20 protein-coding genes are annotated in these 23,863 nt (G+C 71.8%); 10 read left to right on the top strand and 10 right to left on the bottom strand.

Annotated features, from left to right (window positions below; all coding sequences use genetic code 11):
* Positions 1 to 17 precede the first annotated feature (17 nt).
* Together GPA03_RS20280 and GPA03_RS20275 are read right to left on the bottom strand one after the other, a co-directional pair.
* Complete coding sequence (locus GPA03_RS20280; RefSeq protein WP_156253963.1) at positions 18 to 1,391, bottom strand: ABC transporter substrate-binding protein; 1,374 nt, start codon at positions 1,389 to 1,391, stop codon at positions 18 to 20.
* 159 nt (positions 1,392 to 1,550) lie between these two features.
* On the bottom strand, positions 1,551 to 2,552 hold the full coding sequence (locus GPA03_RS20275; RefSeq protein WP_156253879.1) for a LacI family DNA-binding transcriptional regulator: 1,002 nt from the start codon (positions 2,550 to 2,552) through the stop codon (positions 1,551 to 1,553).
* Positions 2,553 to 2,637: 85 nt separating this feature from the next.
* Between GPA03_RS20275 and GPA03_RS20270 the strand changes: the two genes are divergently transcribed.
* The gene (locus GPA03_RS20270) at positions 2,638 to 3,438 is read left to right on the top strand and encodes a TerC family protein (RefSeq protein WP_156253878.1); all 801 of its coding nucleotides are present in this window, start codon (positions 2,638 to 2,640) and stop codon (positions 3,436 to 3,438) included.
* Positions 3,439 to 3,441: 3 nt separating this feature from the next.
* On the opposite strand, the gene GPA03_RS20265 is transcribed toward GPA03_RS20270, so the two are convergent.
* Together GPA03_RS20265 and serS are read right to left on the bottom strand one after the other, a co-directional pair.
* Positions 3,442 to 4,281 (bottom strand): HAD family hydrolase, encoded by an 840-nt coding sequence (locus GPA03_RS20265; RefSeq protein WP_206673663.1) that lies wholly within the window; start codon positions 4,279 to 4,281, stop codon positions 3,442 to 3,444.
* Positions 4,278 to 5,552 (bottom strand): serine--tRNA ligase, encoded by a 1,275-nt coding sequence (gene serS, locus GPA03_RS20260; RefSeq protein ID WP_156253877.1) that lies wholly within the window; start codon positions 5,550 to 5,552, stop codon positions 4,278 to 4,280. The genes GPA03_RS20265 and serS overlap by 4 nt, the downstream gene beginning before the upstream one ends.
* Positions 5,553 to 5,989: 437 nt before the next feature.
* On the opposite strand from serS, the gene GPA03_RS20255 reads away from it, so the two are divergent.
* Positions 5,990 to 7,087 carry a diacylglycerol/lipid kinase family protein gene (locus tag GPA03_RS20255; RefSeq protein ID WP_156253876.1) on the top strand — a complete coding sequence of 366 codons (1,098 nt, stop codon included), beginning with the start codon at positions 5,990 to 5,992 and terminating at the stop codon, positions 7,085 to 7,087.
* Between the two features lie 7 nt (positions 7,088 to 7,094).
* Here the strand turns inward: GPA03_RS20255 and pheA are convergent, their stop codons facing one another.
* Positions 7,095 to 8,030, bottom strand: a complete 936-nt coding sequence (gene pheA / locus GPA03_RS20250) for a prephenate dehydratase (RefSeq protein ID WP_156253875.1) — start codon at positions 8,028 to 8,030, stop codon at positions 7,095 to 7,097.
* 81 nt (positions 8,031 to 8,111) lie between these two features.
* Between pheA and GPA03_RS20245 the strand changes: the two genes are divergently transcribed.
* A complete protein-coding gene (locus GPA03_RS20245) occupies positions 8,112 to 10,316 on the top strand; it encodes a hypothetical protein (protein ID WP_156253874.1) in 2,205 nt (734 codons plus the stop codon).
* Here the strand turns inward: GPA03_RS20245 and GPA03_RS20240 are convergent.
* Together GPA03_RS20240 and GPA03_RS20235 are read right to left on the bottom strand one after the other, a co-directional pair.
* Positions 10,301 to 11,197 (bottom strand): glycosyltransferase family 2 protein, encoded by an 897-nt coding sequence (locus GPA03_RS20240; RefSeq protein WP_206673662.1) that lies wholly within the window; start codon positions 11,195 to 11,197, stop codon positions 10,301 to 10,303. The genes GPA03_RS20245 and GPA03_RS20240 overlap by 16 nt on opposite strands.
* A 30-nt stretch (positions 11,198 to 11,227) precedes the next feature.
* Entirely contained in the window at positions 11,228 to 12,142 is a 915-nt protein-coding gene (locus tag GPA03_RS20235) for a DUF5926 family protein (protein WP_241681411.1), read from the bottom strand.
* An 88-nt stretch (positions 12,143 to 12,230) separates the two neighbouring features.
* Between GPA03_RS20235 and pgm the strand changes: the two genes are divergently transcribed.
* From pgm to GPA03_RS20220, 3 genes are all read left to right on the top strand, one after another.
* Positions 12,231 to 13,901 (top strand): phosphoglucomutase (alpha-D-glucose-1,6-bisphosphate-dependent), encoded by a 1,671-nt coding sequence (pgm, locus tag GPA03_RS20230; protein WP_156253873.1) that lies wholly within the window; start codon positions 12,231 to 12,233, stop codon positions 13,899 to 13,901.
* 122 nt (positions 13,902 to 14,023) lie between these two features.
* Positions 14,024 to 15,361: an ABC transporter substrate-binding protein gene (locus GPA03_RS20225; RefSeq protein WP_156253872.1), complete on the top strand. Its 1,338-nt coding sequence runs from the start codon at positions 14,024 to 14,026 to the stop codon at positions 15,359 to 15,361.
* 93 nt (positions 15,362 to 15,454) lie between these two features.
* Positions 15,455 to 16,783 carry an ABC transporter substrate-binding protein gene (locus tag GPA03_RS20220; protein ID WP_156253871.1) on the top strand — a complete coding sequence of 443 codons (1,329 nt, stop codon included), beginning with the start codon at positions 15,455 to 15,457 and terminating at the stop codon, positions 16,781 to 16,783.
* A gap of 72 nt (positions 16,784 to 16,855) precedes the next feature.
* Here GPA03_RS20220 and GPA03_RS20215 read toward each other — a convergent pair whose 3' ends face one another.
* Together GPA03_RS20215 and GPA03_RS20210 are read right to left on the bottom strand one after the other, a co-directional pair.
* Positions 16,856 to 17,917 (bottom strand): threonine aldolase family protein, encoded by a 1,062-nt coding sequence (locus GPA03_RS20215; protein WP_156253870.1) that lies wholly within the window; start codon positions 17,915 to 17,917, stop codon positions 16,856 to 16,858.
* Positions 17,914 to 19,518, bottom strand: a complete 1,605-nt coding sequence (locus tag GPA03_RS20210; RefSeq protein ID WP_156253869.1) for a glycosyltransferase — start codon at positions 19,516 to 19,518, stop codon at positions 17,914 to 17,916. The genes GPA03_RS20215 and GPA03_RS20210 overlap by 4 nt, the downstream gene beginning before the upstream one ends.
* A 99-nt stretch (positions 19,519 to 19,617) precedes the next feature.
* Here GPA03_RS20210 and GPA03_RS20205 point away from each other — a divergent pair, with 99 nt between their 5' ends.
* The 4 genes from GPA03_RS20205 to GPA03_RS20190 are packed head-to-tail and all read left to right on the top strand — an operon-like array spanning position 19,618 to position 23,119.
* Entirely contained in the window at positions 19,618 to 20,832 is a 1,215-nt protein-coding gene (locus GPA03_RS20205; protein WP_241681410.1) for an MFS transporter, read from the top strand.
* A 32-nt stretch (positions 20,833 to 20,864) separates the two neighbouring features.
* Positions 20,865 to 21,284, top strand: a complete 420-nt coding sequence (locus GPA03_RS20200; protein ID WP_156253868.1) for a hypothetical protein — start codon at positions 20,865 to 20,867, stop codon at positions 21,282 to 21,284.
* 3 nt (positions 21,285 to 21,287) lie between these two features.
* On the top strand, positions 21,288 to 22,670 hold the full coding sequence (locus tag GPA03_RS22720) for a patatin-like phospholipase family protein (protein WP_206673661.1): 1,383 nt from the start codon (positions 21,288 to 21,290) through the stop codon (positions 22,668 to 22,670).
* A gap of 56 nt (positions 22,671 to 22,726) precedes the next feature.
* A complete protein-coding gene (locus GPA03_RS20190) occupies positions 22,727 to 23,119 on the top strand; it encodes a DUF4190 domain-containing protein (RefSeq protein ID WP_156253867.1) in 393 nt (130 codons plus the stop codon).
* Between the two features lie 3 nt (positions 23,120 to 23,122).
* Here GPA03_RS20190 and GPA03_RS22715 read toward each other — a convergent pair whose 3' ends face one another.
* Positions 23,123 to 23,722 (bottom strand): helix-turn-helix transcriptional regulator, encoded by a 600-nt coding sequence (locus GPA03_RS22715; protein ID WP_206673660.1) that lies wholly within the window; start codon positions 23,720 to 23,722, stop codon positions 23,123 to 23,125.
* Positions 23,723 to 23,863: the final 141 nt, after the last annotated feature.

Raw genomic sequence — 23,863 nt, 5'->3', positions numbered from 1 at the left:
GCCGTCGAGCCAGTGGATCAGGGCCAGGAGTTCTCGACGGCGGTGAGCGCCTCCTCGGAGCTCTGCTGACCGTCGACCCAGTTGGTCATCGCGGTCCAGAACGAGCCGGCGCCGACCGAGGACGGCATCAGGTCCGAGCCGTCGAAGCGCGCGACCGCGTTCTCGTCCTGCATCAGCTCCAGCGTCTGCCGCAGCATGTCGGAGGATGCGTTCGCCGGGTCGACGCCCTGGTTCGGGCTGGTCACACCGCCGAGGCTGACACGGGTGTCCGCCCACTCGCCCGAGGACATGAAGTTGTGCACGGCAACCGTGGCCTCCTCGTCGTCGAACGCCGCCAGGTAGTCACCGGCGACCAGCAGCGGCTGGTCCTCGGCCGTCTGGGACGGCAGGTAGAAGGCGTAGATGTCGCCATCGGGGGCCACGTTCGTGCCCTCCGGCAGCTGCGCCTCGAAGAACGACGCCGCCCGGAACAGGAAGCAGTTGTTCTCCAGCACCTGAAGACCGGCGTCCGCCCATGCGGTGGTCGCGATCGAGCGCGGGTCACCGATGCCGCCGTTGACACGCTCCGGGTCCTGCAGGATCGAGCCTGCGGCCTCGAGCGCCTCGACGATCTGCGGGTCGTTGAACGGGATCTCGTGGTTGACCCACTGGTCGTAGACATCCGGACCAGCGGTGCGCAGCACCATGTCCTCGACGAAGTCGGTGGCCGGCCAGCCGGTGGCGCCGCCGGACTCGATACCGAAGCACCAGGGCTTGACGGTGTCGGAGCCGTGATCGGTCGCGATCTGGTCGGTCAGAGCCATCAGCTCGTCCCACGTGGTGGGGATCTCGTAGCCGCTCTCGGAGAACGCGGTCGGCGAGTACCAGACGAACGACTTGACCGAGCCCATGATCGGCACGCCGTAGAGCGTGTCGTCGATGGTGCCGTAGGTCAGCCAGTCCTCGCTGAGGCCCTCGCCCGCGGTGGCCGCCACGTCATCGGCGGCGGGCTGCACGTAACCGTCTGCCACCATCCGCGAGAGCAGACCGGGCTGCGGGAAGATCGCCAGGTTCGGCGCGTTGCCGCCCTCGACCTGCACGTAGATCTGCGACTCGAACTCGTTGGTGCCGTTGTGCTGGATCGTGATCCCGGTGCATGAGGCGAAGTCAGCCCAGGACTCCTCGAGGGCGTCGGCCTCGGCCGGGTCGGAGATCGTGCTCGAGATCGTCACGGTGGCACCCTCGAAGGTGCCGTACTCCTCATAGGCGCTGCAGTCGCCGTCGGCGTTGCCGCCGCCACCGCCCCCGCCGCCGCCGTCGAGGTCCCCGCCGCCATCGCAAGCGGTCAGGACGAGCGCGAGCGCTGCTCCCCCGGCAAGCACGGCGCCTGCGCGCCGGCGCGTGGTCGTCATCCTCACTGATGCCTCCTCAGTCACATACGTGTTCACCCGCCAGTCGGCGCGAGCAAAGTCACTGTAAGCGCTTACGGTCGGGGGTGCGCAAGCCGTATCGCGGATCTGGTGATAACGATCCGATCACTAATCGCGCGAGCCGCCGGTGCCTCACGCACCTCAGATGGGCCTCGTGGACCCTCGCTCGAGGAGCTCGGTGGCGCACACGACGTCGCGCACCACCGGTGTCCCGGTGATCATCTCCAGCACCAGGCCCACCGCCGTCGCCCCCAGCTCGTGGGCGTCCTGCGCGAGCGTCGTCAGGCCGATGAGGTCGCCCAGCTCATGCCCGTCGATGCCGATCACCGACACGTCCTCGGGCACCCGCACCCCACGCTCGCGCAGCACGTCGAGCACGCCGAAGGCCATCTCGTCCGAGTCCGCGACGACCGCCGTCACGTCGTCCACCCGATCGAAGATCTCGACGGCGCCGGATCGGCCCCCGGCACGCTCGAACCGTCCGTAGGACACCAGGGCCGGGTCCTCAGGCACGCCGGCCGCGCGGAGCGCGTCACGGTACCCCTGGGCGCGGCAGATCTCGGTGGCCCACGCCGTCGGCTGCGTGCGATAGCCGCCGATGTGTCCGATACGGGTGTGTCCGAGCGCCAGCAGGTGCTCGGTGGCGCGGCGCGCCGTCACGGTGTCGTCGACGTGCACGCGCACCTGGTCCGGCGGTCCGGACCCGACGTAGACCAGCGGCACCCCGAGCGTCTCCAGCAGGTGCACCTCGGTGGGCGTCATCGTCATCCCGACCACGAGCAGCCCATCGACTCGGCGGCGCAGCACGTCCAGGTTGATCGGCTCGCGCGCGGCGTCGTCGTCGAGCTGGAACGAGTACAGCAGCGCGTCGAACCCGGCCACGCGCAGCGCCTGGCAGGCGCCCTCGATCACGTTGGAGTGGAACCAGCGGGACACCCACGGCGTCAGCAGCCCGATCGTGCGGGTGCGCCCCGATGCCAGCGACACCGCCGAGGGCGTCGGCGCGTAGCCGAGCTGCACGGCGGCCTGCTCCACACGCAGCCGGGTGGACTCGCGCACGTCCGGTAGCCCGCGCAGGGCGCGGGACACGGTTGCTGTGGAGACTCCAGCCGCGCGGGCGACGTCGTCGATCCCGACGGGCATGACCAGATTGTGCCCCACCGGTCAAGCAGACCTGCCCATGGACCAGGTCGTCGCGCAGGCCCACACCCTCGTAGAGTGTCGGTTCATGCCCTTCGGTCCCGAGCTCATCATCGCGTTCCTGACGCTCTTCGTCCTCGAGCTGATCCTCGGCGTGGACAACGTCGTCTTCATCTCGATCCTGACGAACCGCCTGCCCAAGAGCCAGCAGCAGCGCGCGCGCATCATCGGTCTCGCCCTGGCGATGGCGCTGCGGATCGTGCTGCTGTTCTTCGCCACGTGGATCGTGGGACTCACCGATCCGATCATCTCGATCGGTGGCGTCGACGCGCTGGAGTTCTCCGGGCGTGACCTGATCCTGCTCGCCGGTGGTCTGTTCCTCATCTACAAGGCCACCACCGAGATCCACCACAAGCTCGAGGGCGAGGACGAGAACAAGGACGAGAACAAGGGCTCGACGACGTTCGGCAGGGTGATCATCCAGATCATCCTCATCGATGCCGTCTTCTCGCTGGACTCTGTCATCACCGCCGTCGGCATGACCGACAACCTGGTGATCATGATCGCGGCGGTGGTCCTGTCGATCGGTCTCATGATGGTCGTCGCGGGTCAGATCGCCGAGTTCGTGAACCGGCACCCCACGGTGAAGATGCTCGCGCTGAGCTTCCTCATCCTCATCGGCGCCACGCTGGTCGGCGAGGGCTTCGGCTACCACGTCGACAAGGCGCTGATCTACGGCCCGATCGGGTTCGCGATCGCCGTCGAGGTGCTCAACCTGATCTACCGCAACCGGCAGATCAAGCGGAAGGGCGCCGAGCGGGCACCCGTGCACCTGCACGCCGGCAAGCGCGTGGGCATCAAGGAGAGCAGCTCCAGCAGCGCCTCCTAGCGGCTACGTGCTTGGCACGGCGTCCAGCACGCTGACCAGGCCGTCGAGCTCGACGGGCCCGGTGACGGCGGTCGCGGCCGCCTTGGTGGTCTCGTCCGCGCCGTCCATCGCCACCGACACGCCCGCCCACCGGAACATCTCGATGTCGTTCTGCCCGTCGCCGACCACGAGCGTGCGATGCGCGGGCACGTGGTATCGCTGTCGCACCGCCTCGAGCGCGGAGGCCTTGGAGACCCCCTCGGGGGTCATGTCGAGCCAGGCGGACCACCCGACGGCGTAGCTCACGCCGTGCAGGCCGCTCTTGTCGACGAGGTCATGGAACTCCTGCGAGGACCACTCGGGCGCCCGGAGGGTGACGCGGGTGGCCGGGGCGGCCACGAGGTCCTCGAAGGAGACGACCTCCTGGGTGCCGGTCAGCTCGCCCTCGGGGAACGGGCGGGTGACCTTGAAGCCGCGGCCGAGGTCCTCGACGGCGAAGATCACGTCGGGCGCGTGCTCGCGCAGCAGGCGCAGCGCCGGGCCGGGGTCGAAGGTGATGACGTCGACCATCTCGTGACCGCGCTCGTCGAAGGCGATCGTGACCGCGCCGTTGGAGCAGACCGCGAATCCCTTCTGCAGGCCGAGGCGCTCGACCACAGGAAGCACCGCGATGAGAGAGCGGCCGGTCGCGAGCACCAGCCGAGCGCCGGACTCCACCACCCGGGAGATCGAGCGCTGGACCCGCCGCGAGAGGGAGTCGTCGAGCCCGAGGATGGTGCCGTCGATGTCGAGACCGATCAGCAGGTCGGGCCCGAGCGTGAGGCCGGCGACGTGCTCGCGGCCGAAGGTGGGCGCCGCGCTCACGCCATCGCCTCGAGGATCTCGCGCCCGCCGAGGTAGGGCCGTAGCGCCTCGGGCACGTGCACGGTGCCGTCCGCCTGCTGGTGGTTCTCGAGGAACGCCACCAGCCACCGCGTGGTCACGCCGGTCCCGTTGAGGGTGGCGGCGGGTCGGTTGGCCCCCTCGGCGGTGCGCTCACGGACGCCGAGGCGGCGCGCCTGGAACGTGGTGCAGTTCGAGGTCGAGGTCAGCTCCAGCCAGCGCTCCTGGCTCGGCAGCCAGGCCTCGCAGTCGAACTTGCGCGCAGCGGAGCTGCCGAGGTCGCCTGCGGCCACGTCGATCACCCGGTACGGCAGCTCGAGGGCCGCGAGCGACTCCTCCTCGAACGCGAGCAACCGCTCGTGCTCGGCCTCGGCCTGCTCGATCGGGGCGTAGACGAACATCTCGATCTTGTGGAACTGGTGCGTGCGGATGATGCCGCGCACGTCCTTGCCGTGCGATCCCGCCTCGCGCCGGTAGCAGGCCGAGAAGCCGGCGTACCGGATCGGCCCCTGGGTCAGGTCGACGATCTCGCCGCTGTGGTAGCCCGCGAGCGCCACCTCGGAGGTGCCCACGAGATACAGGTCGTCGGCCTCCAGGTGGTAGATCTCATCGGCGTGGGCGCCGAGGAACCCGGTGCCGGCCATGATCTCGGGGCGCACCAGGGTGGGGGTGGTCATCGGCGTGAAGCCGCCGTCGACCAGCCGGTTCAGGCTCCACTGCAGCATCGCCTGCTCGAGCAGCATCCCGATGCCGGTGAGGAAGTAGAAGCGGGACCCGCCCACCTTCGCGCCGCGCTCGACGTCGATCGCGCGCAGCCGCTCCCCGATCGCCAGGTGGTCCTGGACCTCGATGCCCTCGGCCGCGAAGTCGCGCGGGGTGCCCACCCGCTTCAGCTCGACGAAGTCCTCCTCACCACCGGCCGGGACGCCGTCGATGATGATGTTCGGCATCGCCCACAGCAGCCGATCGAGCTCGGCAGCGGCATGGTCGGCCTGCGCCTCCGCATCCTTGACCTGCTCGGACAGCTGCTTCGCGCGGCCCAGCACCGCCTCGCGCTCCTCGGGCGCCGCCTTGCCGATCGACCGGGACAGCTCCTTCTGCTCGGCACGCTGCTGCTCGAACGAGCTGAGCAGGGACCGACGCCGTTCGTCAGCGCCCAGCAGCTGGTCCACGAGGGCCGGGTCGGCGCCCCTCGCCACCTGGCTGGCGCGTGCGGTGTCCGGGTCATCACGCAGTGCCTTGAGGTCGATCACCCTCCGAGCGTAACCAGGTCCGCTCGGCCTGCCGTACCCCCGCGCCCGCCCCCGTACCCGCCCCGCGTTCATCGCCCAGCCCACACGCCGAGTTCGTTCCACAACGTCCAGTTCGGCTGGTGCACCCAGCGAACTCGACGATCACCAGCGAACTCGGCGGGAAGGGGCGGGGGACTGGGATCGGCAGGAGGAGTGGGGCCGGTGCGGCGTGCGGGGCCGGGCGCTGTGGAGTGCCGCGGCGGATGGCCGAAGGCTGGTGGGCGCAAGGCCACCGAGTTCGTTCCACCACGCCCAGTTCGGCTGGTGCACGCAACGAACTCGACGATCACCAGCGAACTCGGCGGGAAAGGGCCGGGCGAGTGGCGGCAGGGACGGCGCGGCCGGGCGAGTGCCGGCGGGGCGGGGCAGCGGGCGGGCGGGGCGGTACCGTCACCGGTGTGACATGGGAGCAGGTCGTCAGCGTGGCGGCGCTGCTGCTCGCCGTGGTGGCGGTGGTGGTCGGCCTGCTCGTGTACAAGCGGCTGACCGCGGGGCCGAGCAGGTCTCCCGTGCTCCCGCCACGAGAGGTTCGCGACCAGGGCGACCGGCCGCCGTCGGGACCTGCGGCGATCGTCGTCAACCCGACCAAGCTGGCGAAGCCGGACGCGCTGCGCGACCTGCTGCGCGAGCTGTCGGCCGAGGCAGGGCTGCCCGAGCCGCTCTGGCTCGAGACCACGATCGCGGACCCCGGGCAGGGGCAGGCCAGGCACGCGCTCGAGGCCGGCGCCTCGGTGGTGATCGCGGCAGGCGGCGACGGCACGGTGCGGGCGGTCGCGAGCACCCTCGCCGGCACCGGGCGGCCGATGGGGCTGCTGCCGCTCGGGACCGGCAACCTCCTCGCGCGCAACCTCGACCTGCCGATGGAGCGCGGGACCCGGGCGCTGCTGCAGACCGCGCTGACCGGCACCGACCACCCGATCGACCTCGGCTGGATCCGGGCCGAGCGTGCCGAGCCGGACGAGCCGGACGAGGAGCACGCCTTCCTCGTGGCCGGCGGCGTCGGGTTCGACGCCGCGATGGTGGCCGGCGCCGACGAGCAGCTGAAGGCGCGGATGGGGTGGCTCGCCTACTTCGTGGCCGGCGTGCGGCACCTGCACGGGCGGCGGCTGCGGCTGGCGCTGCAGGTCGACGACCAGCCGCCGGTGCAGCTCAAGCTGCGCAGCCTGGTGTTCGCGAACTGCGGGCGGCTGCCCGGCGGGATGGTGCTGCTGCCCGACGCCGAGATCGACGACGGCTGGCTCGACGTCGCCGCCCTCGACGCCCGCGGCGGGCTGCTCGGCTGGGCCTCGCTGTTCGGCAAGGTCGTGATGCAGGGGGTGGGCGTGCGCCGCGACCTCCCCGGTCAGCCCGGGTCGATCGAGTTCTGGCGTGGCCGCGAGCTCACCGTGCACTGGGACGAGCCCGAGCCGATCCAGGTCGACGGCGACCTCATCGGCAGGGCCGTCGCCCTCCAGGTCCGGGTGGAACCAGGCAGCCTCGTGGTGCGCACCCGCTGAGGCGACCTCAGTCGGGGTGGACGCCGTCGCGCAGGGCCGCGACCCAGTCACGGCCGAGGCGGAAGTCCTCGTCGGTGAAGCCGCGGCGCACGGCCGAACCACCGCCGTCGACCCTCGGGTACGAGCCGAGGAAGCGGACCATCGGGCACACACGGTGGAGCCCCACGAGCGCGGCGGCCACGCGTTCGTCGTCGATATGGCCCTCGACGTCGATCGAGAACCCGTAGCGGCCGAGCGAGTCGCCGATCGGTCGGGACTCGATCCGCGAGAGGTTGACACCGCGCACCGCGAACTGCTCCAGCATCGTGAGCAGCGCGCCGGCCTCGTTGTCGGGCAGATGGACCATCAGCGTGGTCTTGTCGCTCCCGGTGCGCTCCGGCACCGGACCGGGCGAGGAGACGACGACGAACCGCGTGACCGCGTTCGCGTTGTCCTCGATACCTGCCGCCAGCACCTTCAGGCCGTACTGCTCGGCGGTGTGCGGGGCGATGACGGCCGCCTCGAACCCGTGATCACCCGGCTCGGCGAGCAGGGCCGCCGCGGCGGCGGTGGAGGTCGCGGGCACGTGCACGACCCCCGGGAGGTTCGCCGAGATCCACTTGCGGGTCTGCGCCCACGCGTGCGGGTGGGTCGAGACGTGCCTGACGTCGGCCAACGCGGTGCCCGCGGCCGCCGCGAGCACGAACTCGATCCGCACGAGCGCCTCGCCCACGATCACGAGCGGCTGCCCGGAGGCGAGCGCGTCGAGCGTGGCCGAGACCCCGCCCTCGACCGAGTTCTCGATCGGCACCACGGCACGGTCCACGTCACCGCCGCGCACGGCTGCGAGCGCTGTCGGCACATCGGTCTGGGCCACGGCCACGTCATCGGCGCCGGCCACCGATCGCAGCGCGGCCTCGGTGAAGGTGCCGGTGGGACCGAGGAAGGCGTATCGCAAGGACATGGGCACATCCTCCCGCGATCTTGGCCGGATTCTCGCCGGTGGTGCAGACCGTGCACACATCTGAGCCATACGCTCGTGGCGATGACTGCTCTCGTTGCGCCCGCGCGCCTGACCGTCGCCGTGCTGGCGGGGGTGCTGCTGACCGCGCTGGCGGTCGTGATCCCGGCCGCGCCCGCCGCGGCCGAGGTGGACCGGCCGGTGGTGCTGGTCGGGGCTCCGGGACTGAGCTGGTCGGACGCCGAGGCGATGGGCGGTTTCCTCGGCGGCTGGTCCGACGAGCTGGCAGCCGGGTCGCTCGTGGTCCGCAGCACCCGCGCCGAGGCCTGCCCCGTGGACGGCTGGCTCGCCATCTCGGCGGGCAACCGCGCCAGCGGGGAGCTGCTCGAAGGCGGCTGCGCGCCGATCGGCCCCCCCGCCGAGGGCAGCGCGGTGCCGGACTGGGAGCTCTACCTCCAGCGCGCGGACGACGCCGCATTCGGTTCCGAGCCCGGGCTGCTGGGCGATGTGCTCGCGGACGCCGGGATCGGCACCACGGCCATCGGCGGCGGCGCCGCCGTCGCGCTCGCCACGAGCGAGGGCACGATCGGCGACTACCGGCCCTTCGTCCCCTCGTCGCTGACCGAGGACGTGGGTGCGGCGTTGGAGACCAGCGACCTCGTCGCCGTCGACCTGGGTGAGGTCGGGGACGACACCACCAGCGGGACCAGCACACGCGAGGAGGCCGCGGCCGAGGTCGCCGAGCAGCTGGGCGCCGTGCTCGCCGGCGCCGGCGCGAGCGGTCGCGACCCGCTCGTGCTGATCTCCGGCATCTCCGACGACGGCGGCCCGGCCGGCCTGCGCTTCTTCGCCGCCATCGGCGTCGAGGAGCCTGCCCAGATCAGCAGCCCGAGCACCCGCCAGCCCGGCTACCTGCTCGCCACCGACCAGCACGCCACCCTGCTCGACCTGCTCGGCGTCGACTCCGATGGCACGAGCTCGATCGGCGCGCCGATGACGCTCAGCCCGGCCGATCCGGACGCCCTGGTCGCCGCCGCCACGGACCGCCAGCAGCACGCCGCGGCCCAGCGTCCCTTGATCCCTGGCTTCTTCCTCAGCCTCGTGCTGATCAACCTCGCCCTGTACGCCGTCGTCACCCTGGGGCTGCGCCGCCCACGGCTGGCGCGCTCGGTCGCAGACCGCCGGGTGCCGGTGCTGCGCACGATGCGCGTGATCTCGCTCGCCGTCGCGGGCATCCCGGTCTCGTCCTTCCTCACGAATCTGCTCCCGTGGTGGCGTGTCGAACCCCCGCTGCTGGCACTGCTCGCCGGCATCGCCGTGATCGACGCCGCGATCGTCGCCCTCGCGCTGCTCGGGCCCTGGCGGCGCGCCCTGCTCGGCCCGGCCGCCGTCGTCGCCGGGGTCACCGCGATCGTGCTCGCGGTCGACGTGATCACCGGCGCGCAGCTCCAGGTCTCGGCGATCATGGGCATCCCGACCCTTGTGGCCGGCCGCTTCTACGGGATGAACAACACCTCGTTCGCGCTGTTCAGCTCATCGCTGCTGCTGCTCGTGACCGCGGTGGCGAACTCCTTGGTGCGCAGGGGCCGACGACGAGCGGCCGCCCTGGTGATCGCGCTGATCGGGCTCGCGGCGATCGTGATCGACGGCGCCCCCTTCTGGGGCGCGGACTTCGGCGGGCCGCCCGCGATGCTGGTGGCCTTCGGGCTGCTCACGCTGCTGGCCCTGGGGGTCCGGCTCACGATCAAGAAGGTCGTGCTCGTGGTGCTGGGGGCAGGCGTGGTCACGATGGCGATCGCGTTCCTCGACTGGCTGCGGCCCCCCGCCGCCCGCACGCACCTGGGCCGGTTCTTCGCCGACGTGCTCGACGGCGACTTCTGGGAGGTCATTGGCCGCAAGCTCGATCAGAACCTCACGATCCTGCTCGGCAACCGCCCGCTGACGATCCTGGCGATCTGCGGCGTGCTGCTCGTGGTGCTGGTGCTGATCCGCCCGGTCAAGGAGACGATCTCCTCCCCCGGCGGCGGCGAGTACGCATGGCTGTCCAACGGCGCCCCGATCTCCGCGATGGCCAAGCAGGCACCGATGCTCGGGCCCGGCCTGGTGGCGCTCGCCGTGTGCGCGGGCATCGGGTTCGCCGTGAACGACTCCGGAATCGCGATCCCGGCGATCGGCGTCGCCGTCGCGGTGCCGCTGCTGCTCGCCTCGTGCGCGACGTGGATGCTCGCGCGGGGTGGCGAGTCCGATGCCCAGGCGATGGACGACGACGGGGCTCAGGCCCCGCGGTAGGACTCGCCCTCGTCGTCGAGCGCCTCGGGATCGTCGCCCTCGGGGACGTCCGGCTCGTCCATGACCACCGGCAGGTCCGGGTACCGGCGCAACCGGCGGGCGGCCACGGCGGCCATCACGTCGCGCAGCTGTGCCGCGCGGTGCAGCTGCCCCGCCAGGTCGTTGCCGGAGGGGCGGTGTCGCAGGTCGCAGGGGACCTCGACCACGGCGAACCCCTTGAGCAGCACGTCGATCGTCATCGCGGTCTCGACACCCCACCCGCGCGCGAGCGGCAGGGCCGCCTCGAAGGCCGCCCTGCTCAGGCAGCGCTGGCCGGAGAGCGGCTGCGCGGGCGCCCAGCCGGTGAACCGCTGGATCGAGCGGCGGGCGAATCCGGTCACGATGCCGCGCCCACCTGCTCCCGCCTGCTTCGGGAGCGTCGCGATCGACATGTCCGCACGCTCCGCCCACACCGGGGGCACCAGCGGCGCAGCGTTGACAGCGGTCAGGCCGAGGTCGGCGTCAAGGAACAGCAGCATGCGAGGCAGGCCCTCCTCCTCGTCGCGCATCGCGACGACGGCGGCGCCTGTCTCCATCGCCGAGGCCTTGCCGCGGTTGATGGCGTGCCGCACGACGACGGCGCCGGCGGCCCGCGCCTTGGCGCCGGTGTCGTCCTCGCTGCCGTCGTCGACGACCAGCACGAGGTCCACGTGAGGGATGGCTCGTGCGGCGCGGACCGTGTCGGCGATCCGCTCGCTCTCGTCCTTGGCAGGGATGACCGCGGCGACCCGCTGATCGACCGGCGGCCGCCCGGCGGCACCGCCCTCAGGACGGCGCCGGCGGATGACCGTCAGCGGTTGGGCTGCGGTCTCCTCAGCTCTGTGCCCGTCTGGCCCCTCCACGGTTCCACCCTAGTGTCATGGGGCAGGTGGTCAGCGAAGACTGACCTGTCGTGAGACGAGTCCGGCGCGTGCGCGTCGCTGCTCGGGCGTCAGCGGCTCGGTCGAGGCGATCGCCTCGTCCAGCTTCGGCGCGAAGGCGGCCACCGGGCCCTCGATGTCCGCGGCCTCGGTGCCGTCAGCGAGCTCCCACACGGGCACGAGGATCCCGCACGAACGGAAGGCCCCCACGAATCGCGAACCGTCGTCGAGCGCCGAGGCGCGATCGGCGTGCAGCCGAGCCAGCGCGTCGAGCAGCTGCTCCGGATCCTCCGGACGCGCCCAGCGCAGGAACTCGCGCTCACCCATGCGGCACCAGTACGCGGCGTCGACGCCGGTCAGCCGCACCGTGGGCACGATGCCACCGGCAGCCTCCTCGAGGGCGGCGGCGGCCTCATCGGGAGCGCTGCCGTCCTCGGGGACCGTGTAGGCGAAGGTGTCGTGCACCGTGACCTCGAACGGCACGTCGAGATCGAGCACGTCCTGCAGGCGCGGGCCGGACTCCGGCAGGTCGATGTGCTCGAGCGCGCTGCCGGGCTCGGCGTCGAGAACCTGCAGCAGCGCCGCCGCGACGTCGCGCGAGGGATCCTCCGAGGAGCTGGCCGTCTGCAGCGCGACCAGCACCACGCCGTCGGACCGCTTCATCGCGGGCCAGAGCCGCGGCAGGAGGGTGACGACGAGGACGTCGACGGCGCCGTGCTCCGCCGTCGTCCGCGCGGTCGCGCTCGCGGCCGGGACGACCTCGCGCATGGCCACCCAGTCGGGCTCGCTCGGGAGCCCGTGGAACGTCCTCGACGGCGCGACGACTGCCTCCCCTGCCGCGCCGCTGGCCAGCGCCTGCTGCGCCGCCTTGCGGGCAGCGCGCCGCTCCGCGACCTTCGGGTCGGTGGTCTTCTTGCGCTTGGCCATGCCCGCTCCTTGGTTGCCTCGATGCCGCGCCCGACCTTAACCCAGCCGGCCCTCGCCAATCGCGCTGGTGCGATGCGAAGATCGCTGCATGCACGAGCGCGCAGGACAGCCGGCCCAGCCACAGGACCTGATCGACGTCGACGAGGTGGTGAGCGCGTACTACGACCGCGCGCCCGACATCGGGGACCCGGACCAGCAGGTGACCTTCGGCACCTCCGGCCACCGCGGCTCGTCCCTCGACGGAGCCTTCAACGAGGACCACATCGTCGCGATCACGGCCGCGATCGTGGAGTACCGCCGCAAACAGGGCACCGACGGGCCGCTCTACATCGGCCGCGACACGCACGCCCTGTCCGCCCCGGCCACGACGACGGCGCTCGAGGTGCTCGCGGCCGCGGGCATCGACGTGCGGGTCGACGCGCGCGACGGATACACCCCCACGCCCGCGGTCTCGCACTCGATCCTGCGGCACAACGGCGCAGGCAGCAGCGAGGGCGTCCGCACGCACGGACCGGGCCTTGCCGACGGGATCGTGGTCACACCGTCGCACAACCCGCCCCGCGACGGCGGCTTCAAGTACAACCCGCCCCACGGCGGTCCCGCCGACTCCGACGCCACCGGCTGGATCGCGAGGCGTGCGAACGAGCTGCTGGCCTCCGGCGTGGCGGACGTGCCCCGCTCGACCGACGCCATGAGGGCCGAGACCGTCCACAAGCACGACTACCTGCTCACCTACGTCGACGATCTCGACTCGGTCCTCGACATGGACGCGATCCGCGACGCCGGTGTGCGCATCGGAGCGGACCCACTCGGCGGCGCCGCGGTCGAGTACTGGGGCGAGATCGGCGAGCGGTACGGGCTCGACCTGACCGTGGTCAACCCGAAGGTCGACCCGCAGTGGTCGTTCATGACGCTCGACGGCGACGGCAAGATCCGGATGGACTGCTCCAGCCCGAACGCGATGGCCTCGCTGCGGACCATCATGGAAGGCGGCGCCGGGGCGGCGCCCTACGACGTGGCCACCGGCAACGACGCCGACGCCGACCGGCACGGGATCGTCACACCCGACGGGGGGCTGATGAACCCCAACCACTACCTCGCCGTGGCGATCGAGTACCTGTTCACGCACCGGCCGCAGTGGTCCGCGAGCGCCGGCGTCGGCAAGACGCTCGTGAGCTCGGCGCTGATCGACCGCGTGGCCGCCGGGATGGGGCGGACGCTCCTCGAGGTCCCGGTCGGGTTCAAGTGGTTCGTGCCCGGGCTGCTCGACGGCGGCGTGGGCTTCGGCGGTGAGGAGAGCGCGGGTGCGTCCTTCCTGCGCACCGACGGATCGGTGTGGACGACCGACAAGGACGGCATCCTCCTCGCGCTGCTCGCGAGCGAGATCGTCGCCGTCACCGGGCGGAGCCCGAGCCAGCTGCACGAGGAGCAGGTGCTGGCGCACGGGCAGAGCTGGTACGCACGGGTCGACGCCCCCGCGGACCGGGAGCAGAAAGCGAGGCTCGGGTCGTTGACGCCGGAGGCCGTGACGGCGACCGAGCTCGCCGGGCAACCGATTTCCGAGCGCCTCGTGGAGGCCCCCGGCAACGGCGCCAAGATCGGCGGGCTCAAGGTCACGACTGCCGACGCATGGTTCGCCGCGCGGCCCTCGGGAACCGAGGACGTCTACAAGATCTACGCCGAGTCGTTCGTCTCGCCCGAGCACCTCGCGCAGGTGCAGGAGGCAGCGCGGGAGGTGGTCGCCGACGCGCTGCGATGACGGAACCGTGACCCAGTAACCGGTTTCCAGACGCGGTCTTTCCAGGTATCTTCGTGACCCCGGGCCGATGCCGGCGCGGGGCGGAACACCGATCGCCGACGCCGTCGAGAAGGAAACCCCTCATGAACAGCACCATGAATCGCCGCACCCTCCTGACGATCGGAGGCGGGCTCGCACTGACGGGCTTCCTGGCCTCCTGCAGCCGGGGAGGTGGCGGAGGCGCCGACGAACCGACGACAGGTGGGGGCGCGGGCGGCGGCAGCGGCTCCGCGGACACCGTTCGGATCACCTTCTGGGGATCGGAGTTCCGCTTCGAGTACACGGGCGAGGCCGTGGCGGCCTTCATGGCGGCCAACCCCGAGATCACGGTCGAGCAGGAGCCCGGTGAGTGGAGCGGGTACTGGGACCGGCTGGCCACCCAGGTGGCCGCGAGCGACGAGCCCGACGTGATCAACATGGACGGCAAGTACGTCGCCGAGTACGCCGGCCGCGGCGTGCTCGCCGACCTGGAGCAGCTGCCGATCGACCTGTCCGCCATCGCCCCGAGCGACCTGGACTCGGGGCGGCTCGACGGCACCCTCTACGCGCTCTCCACCGGTCAGAACGCCTGGGTCATCATGGCGAGCCCCACCGTGCTCGAGGCCGCGGGCGTGGAGATGCCCGACGACAAGACCTGGACGTGGGACGACTTCAAGGCTCTGGCGCAGGCGATCACCGACTCGGACGCCGACGCCGTCGGGGTCGCCGGCAACGGCTCGTACGCGGACATGACCATCTGGGCGCGCCAGCACGGCGAGGACCTGTGGAGTGCCGACGGCGTGGCGATGGGCCCGGAGACCCTCGAGTCCTGGTTCCAGCTCTACCTCGACCTGCAGACCTCCGGCGCCGGCCTCGGCGCCACCGCGATGGAGGAGGAGGGCACGCTCTCGCTCGAGCAGCAGGCGTTCAGCGTCGGCAAGGTCGGCATGATGTGGGCCTGGACCAACCAGCTCGGGAGCATCCGCGACGCCTCCGGCCAGGATGACGTCGTGATGCTGCGGCCGCCGTCGCTTGCGGGGAGCGCCGCGGAGAACGGGCTGTTCGGCAAGGCGTCGATGTTCTGGGCGATCTCGTCACGGTCGGACGTGCAGGAGAGCGCGGCGAAGCTCGTGGACTTCCTCGTCAACGACCCGGGCGCGAACGTGCTGCAGATGCTCGATCGCGGCGTCCCCTCGAACCCCGAGGTCGTCGCGCGCCTGGAGGCCGACCTCACGGAGACCGACGCGTACGTCGTCGACTTCATGGGCGAGGTGCTGCAGGAGATCGAGTCGGCTCCCGCGGTCCAGCCGATGGGCGCCAGCTCCGCAGCGGACGTGTTCACCCGGTACCTGTCCGAGGTCCGGTTCGGGAGCCTCACCCCGGCCGCGGCGGCGTCAGCCGCGATCGACGAGGTGAACGCAGGCGTCGCCACGGCGTCCTGACGAACGGTCTCGTGTAAGCGGTTCCATTCGGCGGCGGCTGGCGGTATCTTGAGGCCAGACCTCAGTCGTCACCGCCGCCGATAAGGAACCATCATGAACCCGCAAATCACTCGACGCACGCTCCTCACCGTGGCCGGAGCGCTCGGAATCACCGGTGGCCTCGCAGCCTGCGGGCGCGGTGGAACCGGTACCGGCGCTGGCGGCTCCACCAGCGGCGGTACCAGCGGCGGCTCGGCCGCGGCCATCCGCTTCACCTGGTGGGGCCCGACCTTCTACCAGGAGTTCACCCAGGAGATGGTCGACCTCTTCATGGCGGCGAACACCGAGATCGGCGTCGCTTCCGAGCCCGCCGAGTGGAGCGGGTACTGGGATCGGCTGGCCACGCAGGTCGCCGCGAACGACGAGCCGGACGTCATCAACATGGACGGCAAGTATCTCGCCGAGTACGGCGGCCGTGGTGTCCTCGCCGATCTCGAGCAGCTGCCGATCGACCTCTCCAACGTGGCCGCCGCGGATCTCGACTCCGGCCGCCTCGACGGCACGCTCTACGCCCTCTCGACCGGGCAGAACGCCTGGGTGGTGCTGGCGAACCCGCAGCTGTTCGAGTCCGCCGGCCTGGAGATCCCTGATGACAAGACGTGGACCTGGGACGACGCCGCCGAGCTTGCGGCGGCGTTCCCCGAGGCGCTGCCGGACGTCGTCGGCCTCACCAACGGTGGCTCCTACGCCGACCTGACGATCTGGGCAAGGCAGAACGGTGAGGACCTCTGGAACGACGAGGGCATGGCGGTCAGCGCCGACGTGCTGGCCCAGTGGTTCCAGTGGCTCCTCGACCTGCAGACCTCGGGTGGCACGCTCGGCGCCTCGGCCTCGCAGGAGGACAGCACGCTCTCGCTCGAGCAGCAGGCGTTCGCGACCGGCCGGACGGCGATGAGCTGGGCGTGGACCAACCAGCTCGGCAACTACCGTGAGGCCAGCGGTGTGGAGGACGTCGTGATGCTGCGGCCGCCGTCGCTGGCGGGCGAGGCGACCGAGAACGGGCTGTTCGGCAAGGCGTCGATGTTCTGGTCGATCTCCGCACGCTCGGAGGCGCCGGAAGCCGCTGCCGCCCTCGTGGACTTCCTCGTCAACGACGAGAGCGCGAACGCGATCCAGCTGCTCAACCGTGGCGTCCCGTCGAACCCCGACATGGTGGCAACGATGCAGGACAAGCTCACCGAGACCGACGTCTACGTCGCCGACTTCATCGCCGAGGTGCTCACCGAGATCAGCTCGACCCCAGCGGTGCAGCCGACCGGCTCCAGCACCGCGCAGGACGTGTTCACGCGCTACCTCACCGAGGTCCGCTTCGGGAACATGACCGCTGCCGACGCCGCAGCGGGCACGATCGAGGAGGTCAACGCCGCCGTCGCCTCGGCGTAGCGGCGGTGCCGAGGCGCAGCGCACGCTGAGAGCGCACATGCACGGTGAGTGCGCACTGCGCACCGTGCGCTCTCACCGTCGATGTGCGCACTCAGTGAGGGAGCGGCCTGAGCTGGGCGTCTCGAAGTGGTGGAGGGCGGTGGTGATGTCGGCGTCGGTGGTGGCCCAGCTGGTGACGAGGCGGACGACGCCGGGCTCGATCACGTAGAACTGCACGCCCGCCTGCGCCCAGCGGGCGGAGACCTCGTCAGGGACGGCGACGAAGGCGAGGTTCGCACGCGCCGGCACCACGGGGTGATACCCGAGCTCGGCGAGCCCGGCCAGCAGCCGGGCCATGGCCGCGTTCGCGCGGCTCGCGGAGCGGAGCCAGCGGTCCTCGGTCAGATAGGCGTCGAGCTGCGCGGACTGGAACCGGCCCTTCGAGGCCACGTGCCCGGCACGCTTGAGCCGAAACCGCAGCTCCTGGGCGACCGCGGGGTCGAACACCACGATCGCGTCGGCGGTCATGGTGCCGTTCTTGGTGGCGCCGAGGCTGACCATCTCGACACCGGCACGCCAGGTCAGGTCGGCGGGCACGCACCCGAGCGCCGCGAGGGCGTTGGCCAGCCGGGCGCCGTCGAGATGGACGCGTAGCCCACGCGCGGCGGCCAGCGTTGCCAGCGCGCCGATCTGCTCCGGCTCGTACACCTCGCCCATCTCGGTCGCCTGGGTCACGCTCAGCACGGCCGGCTGCGAGTGGTGCGGGTCGTCCCAGCCGGTGCGCTCGAAGCACGCCGTCAGCGCCTCCGGCGTGAGCCGTGACCCGACACCTGCCAGCCCGAGCAGGGCGGCGCCGCCGCTGAACATCGAGGTCGCCGCCGCCTCGTTGACGAGGATGTGCGCACCCTCGTGGCACACGACCGCTCCCCACGGCGGGCACAGCGCCGAGATCCCGAGCGCGTTCGCGGCGGTCCCGGACACGACCGGGAACACGAACGCCTCGCGCTCGAAGACCTCGCTCACCCGCTGCTGCAGCCGCGCGGTGATCTCGTCGTCGCCGTACGAGGCTGCCGTACCGGTGCCGGCCGCCGCGAGCGCCTCCAGCACGTACGGCGCGGCCCCAGCGGTGTTGTCGCTGCGGAGGTCGACGCTCACGGGTCGAGGAGCACGGCGTCGAAGGTCGGCCGGACCACGTCCCAGTCCATCGTCTCCAGCACCCACCGCTGCGCCGACCGGGCCGCCGAGCTCGTCGGCGGGCTCGGCTTGGCGGCCAGGATCCGGGCGGCGGCGGCCTGCGGGCTGTCGACCACCCACTCCGGCGGGTAGAACGAGGCCGGCCCGCCCCACGAGCGCAGCGCAGGCCAGTTCCGCACCACCGGCAGCGCACCGCTCGCCACGCCCTCGAGCAGGGCCTCGTGGGTGCCCTCGAACCGGCTGGTCGACAGGATCACCCCGACCTGCTGCAGCAGCGCCGGCACATCGTCGGTGAACCCCGTGACCTCGACGGCGTCCCGCAGCTTCACGATCCGGCGCGTGAGGTCCTCGTGGTACTCGAAGCTCTCCTCGAGGCTGTCAGCAGGCTTCTGCTCACCGACCAGCAGCAGCCGCCACCTGTCGTCGGTGACGCGCAGCGCCGCGAGCACGTCGAGGGCCCAGGCCGGGTCCTTGACCGCTTTGTTCCACCCGACCAGCGCGAGCGTGTACTCGGCCCCGGGCAGCTTCTCGCGCTCGCACCGCGCGAGCTCGAGCCGGTTGGGCACCACGTGCACCTCAGTGCCTGCCCGCGTGATCGCCGGTGCGGTCGCCTCCACCACGGCGCGGATGGTCGGGGCCACGAACACGGCCCGTTCCACCGAGCTCCACACGGTCAGCAGCGGCATCGGGGTGGCCACCTCGTACCGGTGCAACCGGGTCACCATCGGCGCCTCGATGCCCCGCACCAGCGAGGCCCAGACCTGGGCGCGGTGCCCCCACTCGACGAAGATGACCTCGGCCCATGCCACGTCCTCGGCGAGGTGCTCCGGCAGCGGTGGCCGGGTCCCGTCGAGCCCGTACCGCAGCCGGGCCTCGACAAGCGCCCGCAGCGACAGCAGCGGCCGCACGCCGGCGTCGGCAGCGAGATCCAGCACGCGGACCTCGACCCCTGCGGCCCGGAGCTCGGCGGCCAGCGGCTCGATGAAGTGGCGGTTGTCGTAGCCGAGCACGAGCAGCCGCTCGGTGCGGGCCTCACGGTGGGGCCGGGGGCGCGGCCGCGGGTCCTCGAGCAGCGCTTCGAAGGCCGAGGACCGCTCGAACGGCTCGAAGAAGGTGCGGTGGTCGGAGAGCAACGGGGAGGGCGCGGTGCCGAAGTGCCGGGCCGGGTGGTAGCAGACGGCGAGCGCACCGGCGAGCCGAGCGGCGCTCGGGCCCACCTCACCGCCGTCGAGATAGCGGTCCGCCTCGGTCAGCGCGTCCTCGACGACGCGGTCCAGGTCCTCCGGGACCACGCCGGCCTCGAGCTCCGCGAGCGCCCGCGCGGTGGCGAGCTCGATGCGCGCCTCGGCGCCCTTCGCCTGCGCCTCGGCCGAGCGGAGCACCGCAGCCGCGTCCTCGTGGTGGCCGCGGTCGGCGTAGAGCTGGGCGACCTGGCGGCTGGAATCGACCAGCACGTCCGCGCGGGTCGGCACCAGCAGGTGCACCCGCCAGGCGGCGCGACCGGCCGACCGCGCAGCACGAAGGCGGAGAACCCGGTCCAACGCACTGCCCACGATGCCCACGCCGTCAGCGTAGTGACCCTGCGAGCAGGTGACGAAGGCAACGTCAGCGCGGCCACTCCATGGGCATCCTCGGCTGCGGCGAGGTGACAGAATCTTGCAGTGTTCGCCCCCTATCGGAAGATCCTCAGCGCGCCTGGTGCCTGGGGGTTCTCGGGATCAGGCGTGCTGGCCCGGCTCCCGATGTCGATGGTGACGATCTCCATCGTGCTGCTCGTGGAGGCGGTCTACCACTCCTACGCGCTCGCCGGCCAGGTCGCCGCGGTCTACACGGTCGCGCAGGCGGTCGGCGCACCCCAGATCTCGAAGCTGGTCGACTCGCACGGGCAGGCGCGTGTGATGCGCCCGTCGCTGCTGGTCGCGATGACAGGCCTCGTCGGGCTCGCCGTCGCCGCGATGCTGCACGGACCCTCCTGGCTGCTCTACCCCACCGCTGCGCTCGCCGGCCTGACCGTCGGCTCGATGGGTGCGCTGGTGCGCTCGCGCTGGAACCGCGTGGTCGAGAACGCGCGCGAGCTCCACACCGCCTACTCGCTGGAGTCCGCGCTCGACGAGCTGGTGTTCGTCGTCGGTCCCGTGCTCTCGACCACGCTCGCGGCCGCGATCTCTCCGGTCGCCGGCCTGCTGATCGCGATCGTCGCGGCCGGGGCGGGCGGGTTCTGGTTCCTGGCGCAGCGGGCCACCGAGCCACCGGCCTCGGGCCGCCCCGAGGTGGGCCAGCGGGGCTCGGTGATGCGCTCCTGGGGGATGGTCATCATCGTCGTCGTGTTCATCTCGATCGGCACGATCTTCGGGTCGGTCGACGTGTCCACCGTGGCGGTCGCGGAGGCTGCGGGCGTGCCCGGCGTGGCGGGCATCGTGCTCGGCGTCGTGGCGCTCGGGTCGCTGTTCTCCGGCCTGCTCTACGGCGCGCGCGAGTTCACGATGCCGGCGTGGAAGAGGTTCGTCATCGGTGTCGTGCCGCTCACGATGGGCCTCGGCCTGTTCGCGCTCGTGGACACGTTGTGGGCGCTCGCCGCTGTTGGGTTCGTGACCGGGTTCGCGATCGCTCCCACGATCATCACCGGCAACGCCCTCGTGCAGCAGCTCGTGCCCCCCAACCGGCTGACCGAGGGCCTGACCTGGGTGGGAACGGCGATCGGGCTGGGCTTCGCCGTCGGGAGCTCGATCGCAGGTCGCGTCATCGACCTGCACGACGCCCACACCGGCTACCTCGTCAGCCTGGGCGCCGCCGGCCTCGCCGCCGTCGTGGCGCTCTCGACGGCGGCGGTGCTGCGCGCCATCACCACCACGGGTCCACGCGTCGCCAGTCGTTAGGCTGGGCTCCTACCGTTTGTCTAGGGGGCCACATGTACGCCTTGATCTTCAACCTGATCCCGATCGTCGGAGCCCTGGTCATCGGCGCTGTGATGGCACCGAAGGCGGGACCCGCGAAGGGCAAGATGTGGCTCGGGCTCGCTCTCATCGTCGCCGGCGCCGTGCTCTCGCTGATCTGGCAGGCCGTCCTGATCGCCCCGGTGCTGCACAGCATGATGTGGGACCGCGGGGTGATGGGCATCTCCGTCATCAGCGGTGGGATCGCCCTGGTGAACACCGTGCTGCTCCTGCTCGGGCTCTATTTCCTGTGCGCCGCGGTCGTCATGGGACGCAGCGGCGCCGCCTACCTCGACCCCAGCAGGCCGGGCGCTCCCCCGAGCACCTACCCGGCTGGCGGTGAGCAGTCCGGCGCGCGGCCGTCGTCGGGGCCCGGCAGCAACCCGTACGTCTGAGTCGTGGACGAGCTCGCGCGCTGGCTCCGGCAGGCCCCCTTCCTGCCGCGGAAGCGGGAGCCCGACGGCGTCCCGCACCCTCCCACCGACCCTCGCCTGGGGCTCGTGCTCAGCGGGGGCGGGGCTCGGTCGTCGTTCCAGATCGGCGCACTGCGCTATCTCTACGACGAGGTCGGGATCACGCCGTCGGTGATCGCGGGCACCTCGGCCGGCTCGATCCTGGCCAGCGTGCTGGCGCAGCACGGCGAGCACGCCGGTCAGCGCGACGCCCTCTCCCAGCTCGAGCGCATCTGGCTCGGGATGACCTCGAGCAGCGACATGTTCACGGAGTACCCGTGGTTCGCACGGCTGCGGGCGCACATGCCGACGTGGCGCAAGGTGCTCGCGCTGCGGCAGCGCACCAGCCACGAGGGCGCGGAGGAGCAGAGCACGGCGTGGAAGCCGAGCACGGCCCTGGAGGCGCTCGGCACCCTCTGGGAGGCCGGGCGCTCCAGCGCCGACCTCCAGCTGATCGTCAACGGGCCCACGCAGGAGCGCGCGGCGTTCATGCCGGGCCCGATCGTGGACCGGCTGCTGGAGCCGCACGTGTTCGACCCGGAGCGGCTCGCGGCCTCGCCCGTGACGCTGCGGATCGCGCTGGTCGGGCTCGAGAGCGGTGAGCTGCGGTACGTCACCAACACCGGCACCTTCACCGACAGGCAGGACCGCCCCGTGCCCGAGCTGGGCGAGGTGGACGTGGTCGAAGCGATTCGGGCCTCCTGCGCGATCCCGGGGGTGTTCCCGCCGGTGCCGCTGGCCGGTGAGTACTACGTCGACGGCGGGGTCCGCGAGAACCTGCCCACCGAGGTAGCGCTCGACCACCTCGGCGTGTCCGAGTGCTACGCGGTGGTCGCCTCGCCCTCCGGGGTCCGGACGCAGCAGTCGTTCGCGGCTGCGGACATCTTCACGATCATCATGCGCAGCACGAGCGGCATCATGTCCGACGAGCTGCAGCGCGACGAGATCGCCTACGCACGTGCGCACGGCGCCACCGTGATCGCGCCGACCGTCGACGTCCACGACCTCGTGACGATCGACCCCGGGCTGATCTCGATCGCCGTCGACTACGGGTTCCTGCGCGCGCGGGACGTGGTCACGGGCGCCGATGCGCAGCGACAGCACCTGACCGACGAGATCATCCGCACCCGGCGGCGGGCGTGGGAGACCGAGGAGGCCGCGTTCGCGCACGGCACCGCGTCCGACGACGACGTCCGCGCGCTGAAGACCGAGCTGCGCGACCTGCTCGCCGAGGTGCCGCCGGGCGAGCTCCCGGAGGGCGCCGACCGCTGGTGGCAGACGTGGGAGCGGCACGCGTTCGAGATCGAGCAGGCGCTCGCCGTCACCTGACGCGCCTGACCCACCACGGGTGGCACGATGGAGGCACCGACACAGGAGGAGACACGGTGAGCCAGCAGGGCAACGACCCCTACGGGAGCCCCGGCACCGAGGACGCCCCGGTGCCCCCGGTCGGCGCCCCCGCGCCGGTGAGCCCGTACCTGTCGCCCGCGCGCAACGCCCCCGCCTACGGCTCGCCGAACGCCCAGTACACCGGGCTCAACCCGCAGGAGTCGTGGAACCCCTGGGCGATCGCCTCGCTCGTGCTCGGCCTGTGCGCGACCGCGGTGCTCGCGGTCATCGCCGGCCACCTGGCGCTGTCGCAGATCAAGCGCACCGGCGAGCGCGGCACCGGGCTCGCTGTCGCGGGGCTGATCCTCGGGTACCTGATGACGCTGTTCTACGCCCTGGTCGTCGTCGGTAGCTTCGGGCTCCTCTGGTGGTCCGCCAGCCAGACCTGAGCCTCACACGCCGGCCCAGCGCAGGGCGGCGAGCACACGCCGGTTGGTGCTGTGGTCGTCGCTGACGAGGCCGAGCTTGCTGAACGACCGTGAGATGTGGGCCTCCACCGTCTTCGGGCTCACGCACAGCTGCTGGGCGATGGCCTCGTTCGAGAGCCCGACGGCGAGCAGGTCGAGCACGCGCTGCTCGCCACCCGTGAGCGTGAGGTCGGCGCGGGTGAGGCGGCGCGCCGCCGGCGCCGTGGTCAGGCGCTCGAGCGCGGCCATCACGGTGTCGGTGTCCGCGCTCTCGAGAGCCACGGCATCCCAGGCGGGATTCGCCACCTGCCAGAGCCGGGACGGCGGCGGCAGCGGCGTGAGCGCGAGCAGCGCCGTGCGCGGGTGCTCGGACAGCACCGAGGTGATCGCGACCGCTCCGCCGCGCGCGTCCGAGACCGCACCGGCGAGGCAGGCCAGCACAGCATCGGCGCCGCCCGCGGCGAGCGCCGCGCTCAGCTCGCCGAGCGTGCGCACCGTCGCCACCACGGCCACGCCGCGATCGACCAGCTCGGCGCGCAGCCCGCGCACGAGGAACGGCGAGCGGCCCATCAGGAGCACACGCATGCGCGCACCCTTCCGCGAGACATCGGGGTCACCGGGGAGGAGCCGGCTCAGGTCGCCCGTGATACGCCCGTCGTCGGCACAGCACCAACGGTAGAGAGCGGAAGGCCCGCCCGGGCGGTTTTGAGGGTTTCCCCCGATGCC

Source organism: Pseudactinotalea terrae (assembly GCF_009733845.1).
Lineage (GTDB): Bacteria > Actinomycetota > Actinomycetes > Actinomycetales > Beutenbergiaceae > Pseudactinotalea > Pseudactinotalea terrae.
This window is presented reverse-complemented; position numbering and strand designations above follow the sequence as displayed.

What these genes read in the sequence shown, in the direction of transcription:
- GPA03_RS20280 (WP_156253963.1), bottom strand. Translation starts at nt 1,391, where the DNA reads ATGACGACCACGCGCCGGCGCGCAGGCGCCGTGCTTGCCGGGGGAGCA.
- GPA03_RS20275 (WP_156253879.1), bottom strand. Translation starts at nt 2,552, where the DNA reads ATGCCCGTCGGGATCGACGACGTCGCCCGCGCGGCTGGAGTCTCCACA.
- GPA03_RS20270 (WP_156253878.1), top strand. Translation starts at nt 2,638, where the DNA reads ATGCCCTTCGGTCCCGAGCTCATCATCGCGTTCCTGACGCTCTTCGTC.
- pheA (WP_156253875.1), bottom strand. Translation starts at nt 8,030, where the DNA reads ATGTCCTTGCGATACGCCTTCCTCGGTCCCACCGGCACCTTCACCGAG.
- GPA03_RS20245 (WP_156253874.1), top strand. Translation starts at nt 8,112, where the DNA reads ATGACTGCTCTCGTTGCGCCCGCGCGCCTGACCGTCGCCGTGCTGGCG.
- GPA03_RS20235 (WP_241681411.1), bottom strand. Translation starts at nt 12,142, where the DNA reads ATGGCCAAGCGCAAGAAGACCACCGACCCGAAGGTCGCGGAGCGGCGC.
- pgm (WP_156253873.1), top strand. Translation starts at nt 12,231, where the DNA reads ATGCACGAGCGCGCAGGACAGCCGGCCCAGCCACAGGACCTGATCGAC.
- GPA03_RS20225 (WP_156253872.1), top strand. Translation starts at nt 14,024, where the DNA reads ATGAACAGCACCATGAATCGCCGCACCCTCCTGACGATCGGAGGCGGG.
- GPA03_RS20220 (WP_156253871.1), top strand. Translation starts at nt 15,455, where the DNA reads ATGAACCCGCAAATCACTCGACGCACGCTCCTCACCGTGGCCGGAGCG.
- GPA03_RS20200 (WP_156253868.1), top strand. Translation starts at nt 20,865, where the DNA reads ATGTACGCCTTGATCTTCAACCTGATCCCGATCGTCGGAGCCCTGGTC.
- GPA03_RS22715 (WP_206673660.1), bottom strand. Translation starts at nt 23,722, where the DNA reads ATGCGTGTGCTCCTGATGGGCCGCTCGCCGTTCCTCGTGCGCGGGCTG.